Origin of the sequence: Escherichia sp. WS547, assembly GCF_046486065.1 — a bacterium.
Classification (GTDB): domain Bacteria; phylum Pseudomonadota; class Gammaproteobacteria; order Enterobacterales; family Enterobacteriaceae; genus Escherichia; species Escherichia coli.
The window spans coordinates 50547-73170 of sequence record NZ_JBJQMA010000027.1; the positions used below are offsets into that span (position 1 = coordinate 50547).

16 protein-coding genes and 1 pseudogene are annotated in these 22624 nt (G+C 53.1%); 6 read left to right on the plus strand and 11 right to left on the minus strand.

Features of this window, described 5'->3' with window-relative positions; translation table 11 throughout:
* Window positions 1-4 precede the first annotated feature (4 nt).
* The 5 genes from ACJHWK_RS20220 to cusR all read right to left on the minus strand — a co-directional run bounded on the left by ACJHWK_RS20220 (window position 5) and on the right by cusR (window position 10102).
* The gene (locus ACJHWK_RS20220) at window positions 5-4834 is read right to left on the minus strand and encodes an RHS repeat-associated core domain-containing protein (RefSeq protein WP_115202073.1); all 4830 of its coding nucleotides are present in this window, start codon (window positions 4832-4834) and stop codon (window positions 5-7) included.
* Between the two features lie 19 nt (window positions 4835-4853).
* Window positions 4854-5315: a DcrB-related protein gene (locus tag ACJHWK_RS20225; protein ID WP_001160804.1), complete on the minus strand. Its 462-nt coding sequence runs from the start codon at window positions 5313-5315 to the stop codon at window positions 4854-4856.
* Between the two features lie 27 nt (window positions 5316-5342).
* Window positions 5343-7244, minus strand: coding sequence for a type VI secretion system tip protein VgrG (locus ACJHWK_RS20230; protein WP_170886349.1), 1902 nt, complete (start codon window positions 7242-7244; stop codon window positions 5343-5345).
* Window positions 7245-7980: 736 nt separating this feature from the next.
* On the minus strand, window positions 7981-9429 hold the full coding sequence (gene cusS / locus ACJHWK_RS20235; RefSeq protein WP_020233798.1) for a Cu(+)/Ag(+) sensor histidine kinase CusS: 1449 nt from the start codon (window positions 9427-9429) through the stop codon (window positions 7981-7983).
* A complete protein-coding gene (cusR, locus tag ACJHWK_RS20240; RefSeq protein ID WP_000770953.1) occupies window positions 9419-10102 on the minus strand; it encodes a copper response regulator transcription factor CusR in 684 nt (227 codons plus the stop codon). Before cusR ends, cusS begins: the two co-directional genes overlap by 11 nt.
* A 156-nt stretch (window positions 10103-10258) precedes the next feature.
* Here cusR and cusC point away from each other — a divergent pair, with 156 nt between their 5' ends.
* The 5 genes from cusC to pheP all read left to right on the plus strand — a co-directional run bounded on the left by cusC (window position 10259) and on the right by pheP (window position 17869).
* Entirely contained in the window at window positions 10259-11641 is a 1383-nt protein-coding gene (cusC, locus tag ACJHWK_RS20245) for a Cu(+)/Ag(+) efflux RND transporter outer membrane channel CusC (RefSeq protein WP_000074187.1), read from the plus strand.
* A 23-nt stretch (window positions 11642-11664) separates the two neighbouring features.
* Window positions 11665-11997 (plus strand): Cu(+)/Ag(+) efflux RND transporter periplasmic metallochaperone CusF, encoded by a 333-nt coding sequence (gene cusF, locus ACJHWK_RS20250; RefSeq protein WP_001522508.1) that lies wholly within the window; start codon window positions 11665-11667, stop codon window positions 11995-11997.
* A 15-nt stretch (window positions 11998-12012) separates the two neighbouring features.
* Window positions 12013-13236, plus strand: coding sequence for a Cu(+)/Ag(+) efflux RND transporter periplasmic adaptor subunit CusB (cusB, locus tag ACJHWK_RS20255; protein WP_001522509.1), 1224 nt, complete (start codon window positions 12013-12015; stop codon window positions 13234-13236).
* Window positions 13237-13247: 11 nt separating this feature from the next.
* Window positions 13248-16391, plus strand: coding sequence for a Cu(+)/Ag(+) efflux RND transporter permease subunit CusA (gene cusA / locus ACJHWK_RS20260; RefSeq protein WP_001522511.1), 3144 nt, complete (start codon window positions 13248-13250; stop codon window positions 16389-16391).
* Window positions 16392-16492: 101 nt separating this feature from the next.
* On the plus strand, window positions 16493-17869 hold the full coding sequence (gene pheP, locus ACJHWK_RS20265) for a phenylalanine transporter (RefSeq protein WP_000786320.1): 1377 nt from the start codon (window positions 16493-16495) through the stop codon (window positions 17867-17869).
* Between the two features lie 67 nt (window positions 17870-17936).
* On the opposite strand, the gene ybdG is transcribed toward pheP, so the two are convergent.
* From ybdG to ACJHWK_RS20295, 6 genes and pseudogenes are all read right to left on the minus strand, one after another.
* Entirely contained in the window at window positions 17937-19184 is a 1248-nt protein-coding gene (gene ybdG / locus ACJHWK_RS20270) for a mechanosensitive ion channel YbdG (RefSeq protein ID WP_001153132.1), read from the minus strand.
* 107 nt (window positions 19185-19291) lie between these two features.
* On the minus strand, window positions 19292-19945 hold the full coding sequence (gene nfsB, locus ACJHWK_RS20275) for an oxygen-insensitive NAD(P)H nitroreductase (protein ID WP_001522513.1): 654 nt from the start codon (window positions 19943-19945) through the stop codon (window positions 19292-19294).
* 93 nt (window positions 19946-20038) lie between these two features.
* On the minus strand, window positions 20039-20407 hold the full coding sequence (locus ACJHWK_RS20280; protein ID WP_000360951.1) for an MmcQ/YjbR family DNA-binding protein: 369 nt from the start codon (window positions 20405-20407) through the stop codon (window positions 20039-20041).
* A gap of 64 nt (window positions 20408-20471) precedes the next feature.
* Window positions 20472-20720: a DUF1158 domain-containing protein gene (locus tag ACJHWK_RS20285; RefSeq protein WP_000682518.1), complete on the minus strand. Its 249-nt coding sequence runs from the start codon at window positions 20718-20720 to the stop codon at window positions 20472-20474.
* A gap of 65 nt (window positions 20721-20785) precedes the next feature.
* Entirely contained in the window at window positions 20786-21904 is a 1119-nt protein-coding gene (locus ACJHWK_RS20290) for a YbdK family carboxylate-amine ligase (protein WP_021517012.1), read from the minus strand.
* 204 nt (window positions 21905-22108) lie between these two features.
* Window positions 22109-22376: pseudogene (locus ACJHWK_RS20295) on the minus strand (hypothetical protein).
* On the opposite strand from ACJHWK_RS20295, the gene hokE reads away from it, so the two are divergent.
* Window positions 22345-22497: a type I toxin-antitoxin system toxin HokE gene (gene hokE / locus ACJHWK_RS20300; RefSeq protein WP_000956465.1), complete on the plus strand. Its 153-nt coding sequence runs from the start codon at window positions 22345-22347 to the stop codon at window positions 22495-22497. The pseudogene ACJHWK_RS20295 and the gene hokE overlap by 32 nt on opposite strands.
* The last annotated feature ends 127 nt before the right edge of the window (window positions 22498-22624 follow it).

The following is a 22624-nucleotide window of genomic DNA, read 5'->3' on the forward strand; positions in this document are numbered from 1 at the left end:
ATCGTCATTTATAAAGAGCATGTTTAATAACTGATAAAGCCGAGTCAGATTTAGCTTGACTAAATACTAGTTCCCAGCCGCCAACATTCATCATTTCTTCATACTTTATACCTTGAGCACTAGCCAAACTTACAGCTTCGTGAAAACTTGTTAACATTATTTGGCTCTCTACAGAAGTTGAATGTGAGAGACCGTTCCGAGTCAAATATTCAGCCATATGTTTTGTAGCATTTGGGTGTACCCAGAAAGTACCATTAGCAGTTATAATCTCAAAAGATTTTGGGATAGAGGTGCCAGGGATAGCAGATTGAGTTGCCTTGATAAAATCATAGATATTTTTCTTACCAAAATTAGATGCAGCCCTTGCTGCCCGACTGGCTTCAAGGTTAGCCAGCACCCGTTGTCTGATTATGGGACATGTTGCTAATCCCAAAGGATCAACATACCCACACGGATTCGGCACATACCGGTAAGTCTGCTCACCCCCCAGCAACCCCAGCGGATCACTCACCAGGTACATCCCTGTTTCCGGCTCGTAATACCGGAACCGGTTATAGCACAGCCCGGATTCCGCATCCTGCCACTGTCCTGCATACAGCAGGCCGGGGTCGGCTTCCGCGTCCAGTTCCCCGCGCGGGTCCGGGTAGCCGGTGTCTGCGGGCAGGCTGAGTGCCAGCCCCCACAGGCTGGTCTGCCCCGGTCGCCAGACGGTTTTACCTTCACTGTTAAAGAGCATCAGCGGACGGCCCGTCAGGTCGCTCACCGCATGATTCGTCCGCGTCACCCACTGCGGGGCCACGGACGGATGCGGCTGCCGTACCCGGCTGCACTGCTGGCTTATCAGCTCAAAGCCGTTAAACACCAGGTGCCGTACGCTGTACAGTTTATCATCGCGGTATTCCCGGATTTCCGCAATACTGTCGCCGTCCCACAGGTACGTGATGCGGATTTTCTTCCGGTCGCAGCGTTTTTCCGTCCGTCTGCCGCTGGCGTCGTGGCGGTATTCCCACTGTTCACCCTGTGCGCTGCAATACCCGGTCAGCTGGTCACGGCTGTCCCACCGGAACCGCTCTGTTTCCGGGCGGTAGCCGTCACGGTGTTTTATGCGGCTGACCATCCGGCCTGCGGCGTCATAGTCATACTGCGTGTTTCCGGCCTGTTTCAGCCGGTGGCCTCCGGCATACAGGTCAGTCTCTTCACTTATCCGGTGCCTGCCCGCAGACTGCGCCTTCAGGTAGCCGCAGCTGTCATAGCCATAAGTCTCGTCGCCTTCGCCATAGCCCAGCCCGGTGCCTGAGGCTGTCACCGCCGTGACCTGGCCGTTCCGGTCCAGCCGGTACTCCCGGCGAGTTTCCCGTCCGTAATCTTCCCGGCTGGTGACAGCCGACACATTACCCGCGCTGTCGTAACGGTACTCCCGTACCAGTGAGGGGAGCAGTCCGCCCCATGTGGCTTCCGCCGGGAAAAATCCGGCGCGCTGGCTGGTAAGCTGACCGGCTGCATTCCAGCCCTGTTCACAGGCAAAACCCCGGTTACTGTGCCGGAGCACTTCACGTCCTGCCTCATCACGGCTGAACGTCAGCGTCTCATCCCCCGGCAGGATAACCTCCGTCAGTTCTCCGGCGGCGTTGTAGCGGTAGGTGGTTTTCAGCAGGGATTCACCGGGGTGTCTGTCGTGTTCATCTTCCGGTGGCAGGATACAGCGGATGACGGTGTGTTCGTCGGGGTAGTGGTACTCAATGCCCCGTCGGCCCTGAGTGGTGACATTCACCCGCCCGCGTTCGTCATAGCCGGTGCGCTGTGATATGCCGTCCGGGCTGAAGATACCCGTCAGCCTGCCGGATTTGTCATACGCATACTGCGTTTTGCCTTCCGGCGTGATGACTTCTGCCAGGCGGCCTGCGGCGTCCCGGCTGTAGAGGATGGTTTCCTCCAGACCGTTAACCCTGGCGGTACACAGGCCATCGGCATCATAACGGTAACGCCAGACCACGCCGCCCCAGTCGCGCTCTTCCGTCACCCGGCCACAGTTGTCCAGAAGATAACGGTATGACTCGCCCTGCGGATTGATGACTTCTGTCAGTTGCAGCGTGTCTTTATCGTAGCGGTACTGCCAGCGGTGGCCTTCACCGTCCGTTCGCGCCACCGGCAAATCAAACGGGCCGTACTCCATTGTCCAGACAACACCGTTACCGTCCGTGTACGCCAGCAGGTTGCCGTGACGGTCGTAGCGGAATCCTTCCGCGCCGGTGCCAGTGCGCTCAAGGCCGCTCAGTTTATGGTGCTGCTGCCACTGTAACCGCACTGACTGACCGCCGGGGCCGCGCATCTTCACCGGCAGGTCGTGACCGCTGTATTCGGTGTGGTGTTCACGGCCCATCACGTCGGTGAGTGTTTCCGGCCGGTTGTGGTGGTCGTACTCTATGCCCAGACGCCGTTCATCCTGGCGGAATATCCCCGACAGCAGCCCCTGAGCGGTATACGCCAGCCGGGTCTCTTCGCCCTGTGGCGACACCAGGCTTACCGGCAGGCCGCGTTCATCGCACTGCTGCGTCCACGTCTGCCCGGCAGGGTCGGTGATGTTGCTGAGCAGGCCGCGCTCATCATAGCGGTACTGCCACTCCACGCCGTCTGCCGCCGTGTAACGGCTTAACTGACCGTGTGCGGCGGCGTATTCAAATTTCTCCACCCGTCCGGCAGGGGAGTGGCGGGCCAGCAGGTGATGGAATTCATCCCATTCATACGTGATGGTGCTGCCGTCCGGCGCTTCTTCCCGCAGAATATTGCCGTCAGGATCATAGTAATAACGGTGAGTGCCCTTGCCGTCCGTCACGGTGGTGCAGCCGTCCCCATAGTCCAGCGTGGCGTTGTAATAGCCTTCCGCCCCGGTGACGGTCACGCACCGGCCCTGTGCATCGTAGGTGAAACGGCTCCACGTCTGGTCGTTATCGGACCAGCGGATGATCCGGTCCGCAGCGTCGTACTCATAAAACAGGTGGTAGTCCAGCCGCGCATCCGCTTCTGTCAGCCGTCCCCGTTCGTCCTGTTCGTAGGTCGCCAGCGTCTGTATGCCGTTATCCGTGCGGTGAATGGCTTTCAGGTAGCCGCTGGCGTGGTACGTCAGTTTAAGCCGGATCCCGTCGGTGTGACTGACACCCGTGATCCGGTACTGACTGTCGCGCTCAAACGTGATGCGGTTGCTGGCGGTGTCACTCATTCCGCCCAGCATGTACATCCGGTCACCGGGGCTGTGTGCCAGGCGGTCATCATTGGTATCGCCGGTCACCTGGTGGCGCAGGCGCATTCCCGGAAAGGCGTCATAAAAGAAGCGGCTGCTCAGGGCATCACGGTCGAACAGCTCCAGGTAATCGTCGCGGCGGCGCAGGATATACTGGGCGTGATACGGGTTAACCGCCGTATCACTGTCTCCGTCGAAGGCAAATCTCAGCGTGGTTCCCTGGGTGATGATATCCACCCGGTTTCCCTGTTCACGCACCCAGGCGTATTCGCTCCAGGAGTCGCTCCAGCCCACGCCCGTCAGGCCATGCAGCGGCAGTACAGAACTGTGGAAACGGGTGAAGGAGAGGGGGAGTGTCTGGCCCAGCGTAAAGTCGGTACGTTCGTCGCAGTATGCGCCGGTTACCGGATCGACAGGATCTGTTACCCATCTGATGACTTTATTGGCAATACTTTTTAACGACTTACCTGTTTTCCCCAGCAACGCGCCGAGCTTTGCCCCCAGCAGCTTCCCGCTGTTCCCCAGCAGGTTTCCCAGTTTGCCGAGTTTCGCCAGATTCTTCAGTTTTCCCAGCAGTCCCGCGGGCGGCAGAAGATAGCTGGCTATCGTTATTCCCCCCAGGATCATTCTCTGCCACGGCGGGAACTCCGGCTGGATATCCAGATAGGTCACCTGTTCACCGCCAATAAAGACGTCCGGCGAACCTTCCACGATTGCCGCACTGCACTCCAGTTTGTCGCCCTTGCGCGCGGCAGGCTGATTGTTGATAAAGACGTTGCTGCTGCCCTGGGCTATCCTCGGTGGTTTGTTCTCCTTGTCGCAGAGCGCCGTGTCCTCACCGGCTTCCGGGAAATCCACGTCTTTTTTGATTTCGCCACGCCCGCCCACCATGGTGGCAAACTCCATTAATACCGGACCGGCGGGAAACAGAAGCGATGCGCCGGCGCTGACGCGATCCATAATACCGGCATTGCTGTCCGTCAGGGTGATAACAGCGTTCCCCCAGGCCTTCGCCAGTGGCACTGCTTTTTCCGCTGCCGATTCAAGCAGGTCAGTGGCAATATCACCCCATGAGGGGTCCCCCTGTGGGACTTCAGGTATTGCTCCTGGTGGGGGAGGAGGGGGAAGGGTGACCGCTGCGCGTGCGGCCAGCTCTCCGTTAATTTTTACATTTTTAGAACCGGTATTGATGGCGCCGTCCGTGTCACAAAAGCTGTTTATCCATGATTCAAGCTGGTTCTGTTTCTCCTCCACATAATCACTCGCCTTATAGCTGGCATACATCAGCGCAGGCACCAGAACCAGCGCATAAGGGCCGGTGGCACAGGCGGCCATAATCAGGCAACCTTCTGCGATGGTCACTATCGCCCCCAGCACGGCCCCTGCCAGCGCCCCCAAAAAACTCTTGTGCTGAATTTCATCGCCCAGCCTGGCGGCGGGGGGGCCAGACTTTTTTGATGCCAACATCTGTGCAATGGCTTTGTCGTTGGCTGCCCGTTTCATCTGGCTGGCGACCATCGCCTGCTGTGACAGCATTCGCATTGCCAGCGTACCGCCTGCGGTCGCTCCCTGTGGCCCGCCTGGTCCTTCACTCATGTGTTATCCCTCGTTTATGTCAGCGCGGCTGGTCCTTTTGGATGTCATTCTCCGGTGGCAACGGGGTGAAGCTCTTTATCACCTCCAGCAGCATCGTCTTTTGACTGTTCTTCAGGGATAAGGAGGTGCTGAAAGTGAAGGTCAGCAGCGTATCTCCACGCCGCTGGAATACGGCTATCTGGCTAATCCGCCCCTGATTCCCTTCATCTTCCGGACCGTTCCAGGAATAATCCAGCAGCCAGGCCGGGGCCTCTGCCAGAGTGATTTCCCGGCAGGCATGTTCGGTGTACCCATCGAGTTTGCCCTGGTACAGCGCCAGCGTTTCCTGGTACAGCTCTGGTGTCAGGGTTCCCTGTGGAACGGCTTCGCGGGTAATGACCAGGTTGATGCCACTGTTATCTGTGGACACCAGGACCTGCATTGACTGATCCTGCCATTGAGACGGCAGTTGAATGTGGCCTTCATTAAAAGTGAACTGCATAAAATACTCCCTGATAATCTGAGTGAATCAGTTGATGAAAACAGAACCGCCCACGATGGTGATGCCATCCTTCGACAGCCTGATTACCGTCGATTCCCCGACCTGTAGCTGAATGCCATCCGGCGTCAGCGCAATTTTGCTTTCCTCCACGGCCAGCAAAATTTCCTTAATCGCCGTATAAGCCTGTATACCGTCGCCTTCGCCACCATTGTTTACAGCGTCAACATGCACTGAACCGGCAATCGTGCCTCTGTCCTGAAAAACATCCTCAGATAAAGACCCTTTTAGTACGCCTGTGATTTTGTGGCCTTTTTCCACCGTAAGAAGGCGGTTACCTTCCTGGATCGTGACTGTCTGGTCATTTTTTACGGTTTCGCGGTGATCGTGTTTTACGGTGGTGGTACGGTCGTTGAGCACTTCGGTATCCATGTTCTTCTGCGCGTGGATGTAGACCTGTTCTCTCCCTGTCGCATCATCAAACTTCAGCTCATTAAATCCGCTGCCCATGTACGTTTTGGAGCGGATGGTCATCTGCGTCTTTGTTCCCGGCAGGCTGCCGGGGGTGCGGTTTTCCTGGTGGTAGGTGCGCCCCATAATGATCGGCTGGTCCGGATCGCCGTTGAGGAAGTCTACAATCACCTCCTGACCCACACGCGGTATCGCCAGGTGGCCAAAACCGGTGCCTGCCCACGCCTGTGCCACACGGATCCAGCACGAACTGTCTTGGTCTGCCGGGTTATAACGGTCCCAGTTGAACTTCACCCGCACGCGACCATGTTCGTCGCAGAAGATTTCCTCGCCTGCCGGTCCTGTCACGACAGCGCTCTGCGGGCCGTCGACCAGCGGTTTCAGCAACGGCTGTGGTCGCCATGTTCTGTCTGCCGGGATCACCGCAAAATGGTTCTCCAGCGCCGTCCCCGCTCCCTGCCGTCTTGGCACCGCCTGTGGCTGTTCGCCGTGCAGTTCACTTGCCACCACCTGCCATTCCCGGTTCAGGTTCGCCTGCGGATGCCCCGTCAGCACAATTCGTCGTCCCGGCCATATCTCCGGCGAGCGACTCATTCCCCGCGCGGTTTCTGCATTGTTTCGCCAGCCGTCCATCTGCCAGCGGGCAAAGTTCTGCCCGTGGGCACCCTTGAAACGTCCGGGGTAGTCATACACTTCATACTGCGTGCGCTGGTAGTCCTGGTGCTGGCCTTCCTGTTCAAAACGTCCGGCCCAGCCGGGGCGTTTAAAGGTGTAGTCTTTGGTCACCACGGAAGAAGGGCGGATTTGTGCGCTGTAGCGGAACTGGCTGATGCAGAGGGTGCTCACCTCGGTACGGGGGTTCGGGTTCCATGGGATTTCAAAAGATTCGGGCAGATGGCGGACTGTGTCGCACAGCACCAGGCTCTGGTCGGTACTTTTGTAAGCATGCTCCTCATAAAAGAAGATGCCTTCCTCCGCCGCCATCCGGCACAGGAAATCGTAATCAGTCTCACCGTACTGGACACAAAACTCACGGGAAGGATGCGGCTCGCTGAACAGCGGACTCCATTCGGTCACCCCGTTTTCCTGCAACATCGTGCCGAGGATGCTTTTGATGTCCTCGTTCTGGAAGATACGGAAGTTCTGGCGCAGACCGGCACGCCACAGCGGCGGGTGCACCTTCATGCTGTACAGCATCTGGTTTTTGTCGTTCTCCCCGAGTTCAAACCAGGTCACCACGCCTTTCACCCGGCGCTGTACTTCATCGCCCTGCCATATCGTCAGGTAGGCCATTTTGTCCAGCACCTGCGCAAATTCAAGGGAGAGAAACTGCTGGCTGACCAGGGAGAGATCGAGGGAAAAGAGCGAAGAGAGTGACTGGTTCAGATGAAAGGAAACCACCGCAAAAGCATCCGGCGGCAGGCCGTCCACTTCCAGTGTGAAACGTAATCCGGTTGACATAGCAACCTCCAGTAAAATGAATAATGATCCGTACCGTACAACTGCGGATAATGTGATAAGCGGGACGACTTCAGACGTTATTAGGGAAGGAACAGAAAATGCTATGGTTATGTGAGAATTTTGTTTAAATATTACTTTACAGAAACGGGTGTCTGTTCAGTCAAAAAAATAATCACAAGCTCAACCTCTTGTTTCTTGGCGTTATTCAGGACAGGTACGCATATCACAACGAGTAACAAAAACGCAAAGTTAAACCAATATTCATAATATATTTTTATTCACAGCAATAAATAATCCAATTAACATTATTAAAATGAATGATTGCATAAGAAATATATGCTACCGCTCCACCCTGATAACATGATCTGCACATTGCACATCTTAACGTTGTTAAATACTGGCTCAATAGTGGATATTTTAAATTAGGAATTTATCAAATTCACTTGATAAATAGATTGAGTGAATAATATAACAATTAATGATGATTAATCGCGATTAAATTATTCATTGCTTTATATGATAGATGGCTTGTTTATAACGATGAAAATTTAGAAAGGGCATTGTGATCTACAATTGGAAGAAACACAGATTTAACTAAGTTTCATATACAAACATCTCGTGAAACTTTGAAAAATAAAAGCCTTCGATATTTCATATGTTTAATAAGTTTTTCTCTAATTTGTTGATCAACAATACCAGGAGGTGATGCACCACGCCCTGAATTTGAACTTAATAATCACTCTCTCTCCGGCAGCATAATCACAAACCTTGTCCCCCGAGCATCTGACGTTACTGCAACCGTGCCTTTATGCGCGACAACTATCGATTTCACTATCGCCAGACCAATGCCGCTACCTTCGCCTTTTCGCTGACGGGAGGGGTCAACGCGATAGAAACGGTCAAACAATCGCGGTAAGTGCTCGGGCGCAATGGGCGTACCGGGGTTTTCGACGGTAACTTGCACCTGGTGATCGACCGTCTGGCAGCGCACAACAATTGCCTCTCCGGGCGGCGTATAACGCAGGGCGTTCGAAAGCAGGTTGCTTAACGCCCGACGCAGCATCAGCGGATCGCCCGCAACCTGACACTCGTCACCAACAAACCGCAACTCCACGCCGCGATCTTCCGCTAATGCCTCGAAAAAATCGAACACTTTGCCGACTTCATCCGCCAGGTTGAGCATTTTCTTTTCGGGGATTAACTGGTTGTTATCGGCCTGGGCGAGAAACAGCATATCGCTGACCATTTTCGCCATTCGCGTCAGCTCTTCGAGATTAGAGTAGAGCACATCTTCCAGCTCCTTCTGGCTGCGCGACTGGCTGAGGGCGATTTCCGTTTGCGTGATGAGATTGGTAATCGGCGTGCGAATTTCGTGAGCGATATCCGCTGAGAAATTGGACTGGCGGGTAAAGACATCCTCAATACGCTCGATCATATGGTTGAACGACAGTACCAGCTGTTCCAGCTCAATGGGCACGGTCTGCGGGTCAAGGCGAACGTCGAGATCTTTCGAGGTAATGTTCTGGATTTGACGGCTGACGCTGCGGATCGGTGCGTGACCTTTATGTACCGCCAACAGCACGATAAAGACGATCAGGATGCTGATGATCGATGCGGTCATAATAAGTTTATTCATCAAATCATTTATGTAATGAAGATGAAAATCGATCGAAAGCGCGATGTAGAGCGTATAAATCGGTTTGCCGTCCACCAACGGGCCAACCGGCAAGTTAATCATCCGCCAGTTGCTGTGTTCCATATGCCCGTGACCGTGGCCCGGCATCATAATCGTCGGGCCGGAAAGGAGATACACCTCGCCGCCCCGCGTGTCTTTATCGGGTATGGCGTCACGCGTAAACTCGCGGATATCCGGCGCACCGGGGGAGTGATACACCGTTTTACCCTGGCTATCTGCCAGGGAAATCAACACATTGGAATAACCACTGACGATATCTTCCAGCGTCATTAAGCGTCGGGCTTGTGTCTCTTCGGGATGATTAAGAACGCGCTTGAGTGTGGCGCTAATCTCTTTTAAATCATTAATATCCTGCTCAGCAAAATGCACTTTTACCGAGTGAATCATGATCCAGGCAAAGGCGAAAAACGCCGCGATGGTGGCCAGGCTGATAAAAAAGGTCAGGCGGGTTGCCAGCGAAAACGGGCGCTGAAATGGCTTACTGACCATCCGGCACCTCAAGCATGTAACCCACGCCGCGCACGGTTTGAATCAGCTTCGGCTCAAAGTCGTTGTCGATTTTGCCGCGCAGCCGCTTCACTGCCACATCAATGGCGTTGGTATCGCTGTCGAAATTCATGTCCCACACCTGCGAGGCGATAAGCGAGCGGGGCAGCACTTCGCCTTGATGGCGGAGGAAAAACTCCAGCAGAGTAAATTCTTTACTGGTCAGAGTGATGCGCGTGCCGCTGCGGGTGACTTTGCGGCTGACGAGATCGACCATCAGATCGGCAACCTGAAACTGACTTTCGATAATTACCGCCGCCCCGCGCCGCAGTAGAGTGCGCACCCGCGCCAGCAGTTCAGCAAAAGCGAACGGCTTCACCAGATAGTCATCCGCCCCCAACTCCAGCCCCTTGACGCGATGTTCAATGGTACCAAGCGCGGTAAGCAACAGAATCGGCATCCCTTTATTGGCGGAACGCAACATGCGCACGATATCCCAGCCGTTCACGTCCGGCAGCATAATATCGAGGATTATCAGATCATAATCTCCGGTCATCGCCAGATGGTAGCCATTCAGCCCGTTGTCGGCCAAATCGACCACAAAACCGGCTTCGGTTAACCCTTTGGTCAAGTATTCTCCGGTTTTCTTTTCATCTTCGACAATCAACAGTTTCATATTTCCTCCACATGTTGCCCGGGCAATTCTAGAGTAGCGGGATCAGATGGCAATCGCTTATTGGTAAAATGACAATTTTGTCATTTTTCTGTCACCGGAAAATCAGAGCCTGGCGGGTAAAGTTGGCGGCATAAAATCACCAGAAATTATGTGCCTATGTCTCCTTGTAAACTTCTGCCATTTTGTGTGGCCCTTGCGCTAACCGGTTGTTCATTGGCACCGGATTATCAGCGTCCGGCAATGCCCGTACCGAAGCAGTTCTCACTCAGCCAGAACGGCCTGGTTAACGCAGCAGATAACTACCAGAACGCGGGCTGGCGCACCTTTTTTATTGATAATCAGGTGAAGACGCTGATTAGCGAGGCGCTGGTGAATAACCGGGATTTGCGCATGGCGACGCTGAAAGTGCAGGAAGCGCGGGCGCAATATCGTCTGACCGATGCCGACCGCTACCCACAGCTCAATGGCGAGGGCAGCGGCAGCTGGAGCGGTAATCTTAAAGGGAATACCGCCACGACACGGGAGTTTTCGACCGGCCTTAACGCCAGCTTTGATCTCGATTTTTTCGGTCGCTTAAAGAACATGAGCGAAGCCGAGCGCCAAAATTATTTAGCCACTGAGGAAGCCCAGCGCGCGGTGCATATTTTGCTGGTTTCTAATGTCGCGCAAAGTTATTTCAATCAGCAGCTAGCGTATGCGCAATTGCAAATAGCCGAAGAAACGCTGCGTAATTATCAGCAGTCATATGCGTTTGTCGAAAAACAACTGTTGACAGGTAGCAGTAATGTTCTGGCGCTGGAACAGGCTCGCGGGGTGATTGAAAGTACCCGCAGCGACATCGCTAAACGTCAGGGGGAACTGGCGCAGGCGAATAATGCATTGCAACTGTTATTGGGAAGCTACGGCAAGCTGCCGCAAGCGCAGACAGTAAACAGCGACAGCCTGCAAAGCGTTAAATTACCGGCGGGATTGTCGTCGCAAATCTTATTGCAGCGCCCGGATATTATGGAAGCTGAACACGCGTTAATGGCGGCTAATGCCAATATTGGCGCTGCGCGTGCGGCATTTTTCCCGTCTATCAGCCTGACCAGCGGAATATCAACCGCCAGCAGCGATCTGTCTTCATTATTTAACGCTAGCAGCGGGATGTGGAATTTTATTCCTAAAATTGAGATCCCCATTTTTAATGCCGGACGCAACCAGGCCAATCTGGATATCGCCGAAATTCGCCAGCAGCAGTCGGTAGTGAATTATGAACAGAAAATCCAGAACGCCTTTAAAGAAGTGGCAGATGCGCTGGCATTACGTCAAAGCCTGAACGATCAAATCAGCGCCCAGCAGCGTTATCTGGCGTCGCTGCAAATTACTTTGCAACGGGCGCGGGCATTATATCAGCACGGCGCGGTAAGTTATCTGGAAGTGCTGGATGCCGAGCGTTCTTTATTTGCAACCCGACAAACTTTACTCGACCTGAATTATGCCCGTCAGGTTAACGAAATTTCTTTGTATACCGCCTTAGGGGGCGGTTGGCAGCAATAATTTTTAACTCCAGGAGAGAATAAATGAAAAAAGCACTGCAAGTCGCAATGTTCAGTCTGTTTACCGTTATTGGCTTTAATGCCCAGGCTAACGAACATCATCATGAAACCACGAGCGAAGCAAAACCACAGGTCATTAGCGCCACTGGGGTGGTAAAAGGTGTTGATCTGGAAAGCAAAAAAATCACCATCCATCACGATCCGATTGTAGCCGTGAACTGGCCGGAGATGACCATGCGCTTTACCATCACCCCGCAGACGAAAATGAGTGAAATTAAAACCGGCGACAAAGTGGCGTTTAATTTTGTCCAGCAGGGCAACCTTTCTTTATTACAGGATATTAAAGTCAGCCAGTAACCCAGGTTTAATGAGATGAAAAAAATCGCGCTTATTATCGGCAGCATGATCGCGGGCGGTATTATTTCTGCGGCAGGTTTTACCTGGTTTGCAAAGGCTGAACCGCCCGCAGAAAAAACGCCGACCGCAGAACGTAAAATCTTATTCTGGTACGACCCGATGTATCCCAATACGCGGTTCGATAAACCAGGTAAATCGCCGTTTATGGATATGGATCTGGTGCCGAAATATGCCGATGAAGAGAGTTCTGCGTCTGGTGTGCGCATTGACCCGACTCAGACGCAGAATCTGGGGGTGAAAACGGCGACCGTCACGCGCGGGCCGCTGACTTTTGCCCAAAGTTTCCCGGCGAATGTCAGTTACAACGAGTATCAGTATGCCATTGTGCAGGCCCGCGCCGCCGGGTTTATCGACAAGGTGTATCCGCTTACCGTGGGCGATAAAGTACAAAAGGGCGCGCCGCTTCTCGACCTGACCATTCCCGACTGGGTGGAAGCGCAGAGTGAGTATTTACTGCTGCGCGAAACTGGCGGTACGGCGACCCAGACTGAAGGCATTCTTGAGCGGCTGAGACTGGCGGGAATGCCGGAGGCGGATATTCGCCGCCTGATCGCCACGCAAAAAATCCAGACTCGCTTTACGCTCAAAGCGCCCATTGATGGCGTGATCACCGCGTTTGATCTGCGCGCGGGAATGAATATCGCCAAAGATAACGTGGTCGCGAAAATTCAGGGTATGGATCCGGTGTGGATCACTGCCGCGATCCCGGAGTCCATCGCCTGGCTGGTGAAAGATGCCTCGCAGTTTACGCTCACCGTTCCGGCACGACCTGATAAAACACTCACCATCCGCAAATGGACGCTGCTACCCGGCGTGGATGCCGCAACCCGCACGCTGCAGCTGCGCCTGGAAGTCGACAACACCGACGAGGCGCTAAAGCCGGGAATGAACGCCTGGTTGCAACTCAACACCGCCAGCGAACCGATGCTGCTCATTCCGTCACAAGCGCTGATTGATACCGGCAGCGAACAGCGGGTGATTACCGTTGATGCCGACGGGCGCTTTGTACCGAAACGCGTTGCCGTTTTCCAGGCATCGCAAGGCGTCACCGCATTACGCTCTGGTCTGGCGGAAGGTGAAAAGGTGGTTTCCAGCGGCCTGTTCCTGATTGATTCCGAAGCCAATATTTCTGGCGCACTGGAGCGGATGCGCTCTGAAAGTGCTACCCATGCGCATTGAGGGAATAACCAATGATTGAATGGATTATTCGTCGCTCGGTGGCGAACCGTTTTCTGGTGCTGATGGGCGCGTTGTTTCTGAGTATCTGGGGCACCTGGACCATCATTAACACGCCAGTGGATGCGCTGCCGGATCTCTCCGATGTACAGGTGATTATTAAAACCAGCTATCCCGGTCAGGCACCGCAAATCGTTGAAAATCAGGTGACTTATCCGCTAACTACCACCATGTTGTCGGTGCCTGGCGCGAAGACTGTGCGCGGTTTCTCGCAGTTTGGCGACTCTTATGTGTATGTCATTTTCGAAGATGGCACCGATCCATACTGGGCGCGCTCGCGGGTGCTGGAGTACCTCAACCAGGTACAGGGTAAGCTGCCTGCGGGAGTCAGCGCCGAGCTGGGGCCAGATGCCACGGGTGTTGGCTGGATCTATGAATATGCACTGGTGGATCGCAGCGGTAAGCACGATCTTGCCGATTTACGCTCATTGCAGGACTGGTTTCTCAAATATGAGCTGAAAACCATTCCTGACGTTGCGGAAGTGGCGTCGGTAGGCGGTGTGGTGAAAGAGTATCAGGTGGTTATCGATCCTCAGCGCCTGGCGCAATATGGCATCAGTCTCGCCGAAGTAAAAAGCGCGCTGGATGCTTCAAACCAGGAAGCGGGCGGTTCGTCGATCGAACTGGCGGAAGCGGAATATATGGTGCGCGCCAGCGGCTATCTGCAAACGCTCGACGACTTTAATCACATCGTTTTAAAAGCCAGTGAAAATGGCGTGCCCGTTTATCTGCGCGATGTTGCGAAGGTCCAGATTGGCCCGGAGATGCGCCGGGGCATTGCCGAACTGAACGGCGAAGGCGAAGTGGCGGGCGGGGTGGTGATCCTGCGCTCCGGCAAAAACGCCCGAGAAGTGATCGCCGCCGTGAAAGACAAACTGGAAACGCTGAAAAGTAGTCTGCCGGAAGGCGTGGAGATAGTTACAACATACGATCGCAGCCAGCTCATTGACCGCGCCATCGACAACCTCAGCGGCAAGTTGCTGGAAGAGTTTATTGTGGTGGCAGTAGTCTGTGCGCTGTTTCTCTGGCATGTGCGCTCGGCGCTGGTGGCGATTATTTCGTTGCCGCTGGGGTTGTGTATTGCTTTTATTGTCATGCACTTTCAGGGACTGAACGCCAATATTATGTCGCTGGGCGGTATTGCTATTGCCGTCGGGGCGATGGTCGATGCCGCTATCGTCATGATCGAGAATGCGCATAAACGGCTGGAAGAGTGGCAGCACCAGCATCCTGACGCCACGCTGGATAATAAAACGCGCTGGCAGGTGATCACCGATGCATCTGTTGAAGTGGGGCCGGCGCTGTTTATCAGTCTGCTGATTATCACGTTGTCGTTTATCCCGATCTTCACCCTGGAAGGGCAGGAAGGGCGTCTGTTTGGCCCGCTGGCGTTCACCAAAACGTATGCGATGGCGGGTGCGGCGCTGCTGGCGATCGTAGTGATCCCTATCCTGATGGGTTACTGGATCCGTGGCAAAATTCCGCCAGAAAGCAGTAACCCGCTCAATCGCTTTTTGATTCGTGCTTATCATCCGCTGTTGCTGAAAGTACTGCACTGGCCAAAAACCACGCTGCTGGTGGCAGCGCTTTCGGTGCTGACGGTTCTCTGGCCGCTCAATAAAGTTGGCGGGGAATTTTTACCGCAGATCAATGAAGGCGACTTGTTGTATATGCCATCGACGCTGCCGGGGATTTCCGCAGCAGAGGCGGCGAGTATGCTGCAAAAAACCGACAAGCTGATTATGAGCGTACCTGAAGTGGCGCGGGTATTTGGCAAAACCGGGAAAGCGGAAACCGCCACCGATTCTGCTCCGCTGGAGATGGTAGAAACGACCATCCAGCTTAAGCCACAAGATCAGTGGCGGCCAGGCATGACGATGGACAAAATCATTGAGGAACTGGATAACACCGTGCGTCTGCCGGGGCTGGCGAATCTGTGGGTGCCGCCAATTCGTAACCGTATCGATATGCTCTCAACCGGCATTAAGAGCCCCATCGGCATTAAAGTTTCCGGCACTGTGCTGGCGGATATCGACGCGATGGCGGAGCAAATTGAAGAGGTGGCACGAACGGTGCCAGGCGTGGCTTCTGCGCTTGCCGAGCGTCTGGAAGGTGGGCGCTATATCAACGTTGAGATTAACCGTGAAAAAGCCGCACGTTACGGTATGACGGTGGCGGATGTGCAGTTGTTTGTGACTTCTGCGGTGGGCGGGGCGATGGTTGGCGAAACGGTGGAAGGGATTGCCCGTTATCCAATTAATCTGCGTTATCCGCAAAGCTGGCGCGATAGTCCGCAGGCACTGCGCCAGTTGCCGATCCTGACGCCGATGAAGCAGCAAATCACCCTGGCAGACGTGGCCGACGTTAAAGTCTCTACCGGACCGTCGATGCTGAAAACCGAGAATGCGCGCCCGACGAGCTGGATTTATATCGATGCCCGCGATCGTGACATGGTGTCGGTGGTTCACGATTTGCAAAAAGCGATAGCTGAAAAAGTGCAGTTAAAACCGGGCACCAGCGTGACATTCTCCGGGCAGTTCGAGCTACTGGAGCGCGCCAACCATAAGCTGAAACTCATGGTGCCGATGACGCTGATGATCATCTTCGTGCTGTTGTATCTGGCGTTCCGTCGGGTGGGCGAAGCGTTGCTGATTATCAGCAGCGTACCGTTTGCGCTGGTGGGCGGCATCTGGTTGCTGTGGTGGATGGGCTTTCATCTTTCCGTGGCGACGGGCACCGGTTTTATTGCCCTCGCCGGAGTCGCCGCCGAATTTGGCGTGGTGATGCTGATGTATTTACGTCACGCCATAGAGGTCGAGCCGTCGTTGAATAATCCGCAAACATTCAGCGAGCAGAAGCTGGATGAGGCGTTGTATCACGGCGCGGTCCTGCGCGTGCGCCCGAAAGCGATGACGGTGGCAGTGATTATCGCCGGTCTGCTGCCGATTCTGTGGGGAACGGGAGCAGGTTCAGAGGTGATGAGCCGGATTGCCGCGCCGATGATTGGCGGCATGATCACCGCGCCTTTGCTATCGCTGTTTATTATCCCGGCGGCGTATAAGCTGATGTGGCTGCACCGACATCGGGTACGGAAATAAAAGCAGGATACCCGGTTTAACCGTGTGGATTGTGTCTTGCGACGATGGGCACTAAATGTTAAAAGGTGCCCCTCAACAAAAAAGACACACAGGGGAAAGGCGTGAAAAACGCGTCAACCGTATCGGAAGATACTGCGTCGAATCAAGAGCCGACGCTTCATCGCGGATTACATAACCGTCATATTCAACTGATTGCGCTGGGTGGCGCAATTGGTACTGGTCTGTTTCTTGGCATTGGCCCGGCGATTCAGATGGCGGGTCCGGCTGTATTGCTGGGCTACGGCGTCGCCGGGATCATCGCTTTCCTGATTATGCGCCAGCTCGGCGAGATGGTGGTCGAAGAGCCGGTATCCGGTTCATTTGCCCACTTTGCCTATAAATACTGGGGACCGTTTGCGGGCTTCCTCTCTGGCTGGAACTACTGGGTAATGTTCGTGCTGGTGGGAATGGCAGAGCTGACCGCTGCGGGCATCTATATGCAGTACTGGTTCCCGGATGTTCCAACGTGGATTTGGGCTGCCGCCTTCTTTATTATCATCAACGCCGTTAACCTGGTAAACGTGCGCTTATATGGCGAAACCGAATTCTGGTTTGCGCTGATTAAAGTGCTGGCGATCATCGGTATGATCGGCTTTGGCCTGTGGCTGCTGTTTTCTGGTCACGGTGGCGAGAAAGCCAGTATCGACAACCTCTGGCGCTACGGTGGTTTCTTTGCCACCGGCTGGAATGGGCTGATTTTGTCGCTGGCGGTGATTATGTTCTCCTTCGGCGGTCTGGAGCTGATTGGGATTACTGCCGCTGAAGCGCGCGATCCGGAAAAAAGCATTCCGAAAGCGGTAAATCAGGTAGTGTATCGCATCCTGCTGTTTTATATCGGTTCACTGGTAGTTTTACTGGCGCTCTATCCGTGGGTGGAAGTGAAATCCAACAGTAGCCCGTTTGTGATGATTTTCCATAATCTCGACAGCAACGTGGTAGCTTCTGCGCTGAACTTCGTCATTCTGGTAGCATCGCTGTCAGTGTATAACAGCGGGGTTTACTCTAACAGCCGCATGCTGTTTGGCCTTTCTGTGCAGGGTAATGCGCCGAAGTTTTTGACTCGCGTCAGCCGTCGCGGCGTGCCGATTAACTCGCTGATGCTTTCCGGAGCGATCACTTCGCTGGTGGTGTTAATCAACTATCTGCTGCCGCAAAAAGCGTTTGGTCTGCTGATGGCGCTGGTGGTAGCAACGCTGCTGTTGAACTGGATTATGATCTGCCTGGCGCATCTGCGTTTTCGCGCGGCGATGCGACGTCAGGGACGTGAAACACAGTTTAAGGCGCTGCTTTATCCGTTCGGCAACTATCTTTGTATTGCCTTCCTCGGCATGATTTTGCTGCTGATGTGCACGATGGATGATATGCGCTTGTCAGCGATCCTGCTGCCGGTGTGGATTGTATTCCTGTTTGTGGCATTTAAAACGCTGCGTCGGAAATAAGGCATTCACGCTACATCCGACAAAACGATGTCCGCTCTCATCCATTCGATGAGAGCGGTTTTTTTAATTACTGCTTAAATGCACCCGCCAGAGAGCGAATATCATTGCCGGTTGGCGACTGATGAAGTCGCAGACCAAACTCTTCGACAATCGCAAATATGTGATCGAATATATCAGCCTGAATGCTTTCATATTCCAGCCACACCACGGTGTTGGTAAACGCATAGATCTCGAGCGGTAAACCGTTATCACCTGGAGCCAGTTGGCGTACCATTAAAGTCATATCTTTACGAATCCGCGGATGGTTACGCAGATATTCGTTCAGATAGGCACGAAAGGTTCCAATATTGGTCATTCGGCGCAGGTTTAATACCGACTCCGTAGAACCTTGCTGGCGATTCCACTCATTAATTTCCTGATGGCGGCTGGTTAAATAAGGCTTTAACAAATGCGCTTTATTCAGACGTTGCATTTCGTCTTCATCAAGAAAACGAATACTGGTGACATCAATACTGATACTGCGCTTAATACGTCGCCCGCCAGATGCTGACATCCCGCTCCAGTTTTTAAAGGAGTCAGAGACCAGAGACCAGGTGGGAATAGTGGTAATGGTATTGTCCCAGTTACGCACTTTGACGGTGGTTAACCCAATATCGATCACCGCGCCATCCGCGCCGTATTTCGGCATCTCCAGCCAGTCGCCCAGTTTCAGCATATCGTTCGCGGAAAGCTGAATACCTGCCACCAGACCAAGAATCGGATCTTTAAATACCAACATCAGCACGGCAGCCATTGCACCAAGACCGCTGATCAGAATCGCTGGCGACTGACCAATCAGCAGCGAGATCATCAAAATGCCGACCAGAATCGCGCCGATCAGTTTAATCCCCTGAAAAATCCCTTTCAGCGGTAACTGAGATGCCGCCGGGAATTTCTGCGCCAGATTCAAAATAACATCCAGCAACGAGAAGACTGAAAGCAGCGCATACATCATGATCCACAACTGCGCGCAGGTAGTCAGAATATCTGCCGCTTCGGTGCCTTTTTGCAGCCAGAATACCGCCTGAATATTGACGATAATCCCCTGCAGGGTAAAAGCTAAACGGTGGAAGAGTTTATTCTGGGTAATGATTTGCAACCATAGCCGTGAACTGGCGATGGCACGTTTTTCGAAGGTCCGCAGTACCACCCAATGCAAAAAAATATGCACCACGACGGCGGTCAGAAAAATAATACCGAAAATCATCACCATTGAGGTGGTGTGATCGATCTCAATACCCGCTAAATCTTCAACCTGGGATATTAAATCCTGCATAACGTCTCCTTTATACAACAGCAGACTATGATGACGGCTGAAACAGGGTTATGCAAATCAGGAGAATCTGAGGGGAAATAGCCGGGCAGATGCCCGGCAAGAGAGAATTACACTTCGGTTAAGGTGATGTTTTGCGGCAGACGAGATTTCGGCAGCGTAGCGTTAAAATCTTCAACGCTGTGATGACCCACCGGAACAACCACCAGACTGGTGTAGCCTTTCTCTTTCAGACCAAATTCTGCATCGAGGATGGCGGCGTCAAAACCTTCGATGGGTACCGCGTCCAGACCCAGCGCCGCCACGCCGAGCAGGAAGTTACCGACGTTGAGATAAACCTGTTTTGCCATCCACTGCGCATCATCATGCAGATCTTTACGGTGCATATCGGCGAAGAACTTGCGACCTTTATCGTTCGCGGCTTTCGCTTCCGGCGTGGCAAAGCGGCCATCGGCATCTTCCTGGTCAACAACCAGCTTCAGCCAGGCATCGTCCATCGCGGTTTTTGCACAGAACACCACGACGTGCGAGGCATCAAGCATTTTACGCTCGTTGAACACGTAATTATCGGCAGCGGATTTGGCAACACGCGCTTTACCTTCTTCCGTGCTGGCAACAATAAAATGCCATGGCTGGGAGTTGGTGCTGGATGGGCTGTATTGCAGTAGAGTTTTGATCTGCTCGGCCTGTTCCGGGGTAAGTTTTTTGCTGGCATCAAATGCCTTAGTGGAATGACGCTTTAAGGCGACAGAAATGATATCCATAAAGACTCCATGTGTAAGTAATTTTGCGTGCCAGCAGATTACAAGGTTCAACGAGAAATGGTAAGCGAGAAAAATGCGCTATAGATTTCCGCTTTAGCCTGGACGCACTCTTTTTTGATCGCGTTTAGCCAGACCATCAACCACCAGATTCCACGAATCGTTAATCAGATCGCGAAGTAACGCTTCGGAGATTTCCTCGCCGGGATACACTGAAATCCAGTGCTTTTTATTCATGTGATATCCTGGCTTAATGCTCGGGTATATCTGCTGATTTAACAGGGATTTTTGTGGATCGGACTTCAAATTGATAAAGGGAACGCCGCGCAGCTCTGACGACAACATAAAAATCTTGCCGCCAATTTTAAAAACATCGAACTCCGGGCCAAAAGGCCAGCAAAGCTCGACAAAGGGTAACTCAAGGGCCAGGCGTTTCGCCGTTTCGTGCAGTGATTGCTTATCCATAAACGTTCCTTTAGGCGAAGGAGAATAAGCAAAGTATGCCGCGAAGTACGGCGATAATCGACGTTTAATCCGCCAGCGAGAACCAGCGTCGCCAGATAAAGCGCAGAACAAAATACTCAATAGCGCCCAGCACTAAAAACCACAGACAAAACAATAAAGTGTAAAGCTGGCTAAGATCCATCAGATGGAACATGGTCACCAGTTTTTGTGCCAGCGTCAGCCCCAGTGCGGGGGCGGGCAGCAGCAGGCAAGAAAGGAAAGCCATCAGCAAAATGCCTGCTGCGGTGGTCAAGGTTTCTAAAGGGTGTTTCATAACATTGTTAAATGTAAGTTAAAACACCATTGTCAGGGATATTCTTCTGTAAGGCAATTCCCGGCTTAGTCACCGGCCCAGATCTCACAATGCTTTTTCACCAGCCCAATCAGCGAGCCGCCATCGGCGACGAAATCGCGCATTAGCTGCGCTTCATTCAGACCGCTGACGACCTGGCGATGCAGTGCTTCTATTGCGCTCGATGCGCCAATTTTATGTGCAGAAGGGGCGATTTTTTCCAGTAAACGCAAGGTGTCTTCCATTAGTGACCGACGATCGCCAGTATGCGGATCGGTAATGACGCCTTCCAGCCCATAGCGACAGGCCTGGAAACGGTTGAATTTATACAGCAGGTAATCTTTCTCCTGATGTTTAAACGGGCGTTCCGTCAGTAACCAGTGGGCAGTAGCCTGAATTAATCCCGCCATATTTACCGCGTGGCTAAGGGTTAACGGGGTATCCATTACCCGAACCTCCACCGTGCCAAAATGAGGACTGGGGCGAATATCCCAGTGCAGATCTTTAATGCTGTCGATCATCGTGGTGTAACTCAGGCAGCGAAACAGGGCTTCAAATTGTTGCCAGTTACTGACCCACGGCATCGGGCCATTATCAGGAAAGGCGGAAAAAATATTCGGTCGTGAGGAGGCAAAACGCGTATCCGTTCCCTGCATATATGGCGACGCGGCGGAAAGGGCGATAAAGTGCGGCACAAACCGTGACAGGCCGTGCAGCAAATAAATGGCATCATCGCCACTGGCGCAACCAACATGGACATGCTGACCAAAAACGGTCGCCTGTTGAATGAGATAACCAAAGTTTTCCAGCGTTCGTTGATAGCGTTCGTTATCGCACACCTCCTGACGCTGCCATTTCTGAAACGGGTGCGTGCCACCGCCGCAAATTTCCAGATGATGATCTGCGGCTGCCTGCAATACGACTTTCTGCATCGCTGAAAATTGCCCGGCAGCCTGGTTGATATCACGGCAAACATCCGTCGCCAGCTCCAGCATACTTTCGGTGATATCGTGCTTTACCTCTCCGGCCGTGATCTTATTTTTAACCGCGTCAATCAGCATTGAAGAGTCCTGGCTTAAGTCATAGCCCGGCGGATTAACCACCTGCATTTCCAGTTCAATACCGAGGGTAAAAGGTTCAGAAACATGAAAATCGGGTAATGGCATAGGTTTCTCTTATGTTGGCGTTTTCTATTCAGTATAGAAGTCGGAGCGGCTGGGCGAGATGCGGAAGTTCTGGAATGTTTCTTTTTTTTGGTGATGGTGACTGAAGCAATTTGGCTACTTTTGCAATGTGACAAGTTATGGCAGAGCTGGCTGGTGGCGAAGAATTTTGACGATTGAGGCATGCAGAAAAAAACGGGTTCAGCTTCAGTTGATCAAATTAGGAGTGAGAAGTCCGAAACAGGACTCACTGTATAAATAAACAGCTATTTTGCTGAGGAAGGGTAAGATAACGGCGGGTGCCTGAAGCTTTCCGGTTTCAGGTTTACTCTGAGGTCTGGAAAGATGAAGCCCCAGGAGATATTTCTATCAACCCTGGGGCTGCCACTCCAAACCAGACAATTTGGATGGTAGTCCCTTCTTCGCATGGAGGCAATATAAACATGCTGACGAAATATGCCCTTGTGGCAGTCATAGTGCTGTGTTTGACGGTACTGGGATTTACGCTTCTGGTCGGAGACTCGCTGTGTGAGTTTACGGTGAAGGAACGTAATATTGAGTTTAAGGCTGTTCTCGCTTACGAACCGAAGAAGTAGCCGTTGTGCGGGGAGTAATCCCATAAGCGCTAACTTAAGGGTTGTGGTATTACGCCTGATATGATTTAACGTGCCGATGAATTACTCTCACGATAACTGGTCAGCAATTCTGGCCCATATTGGTAAG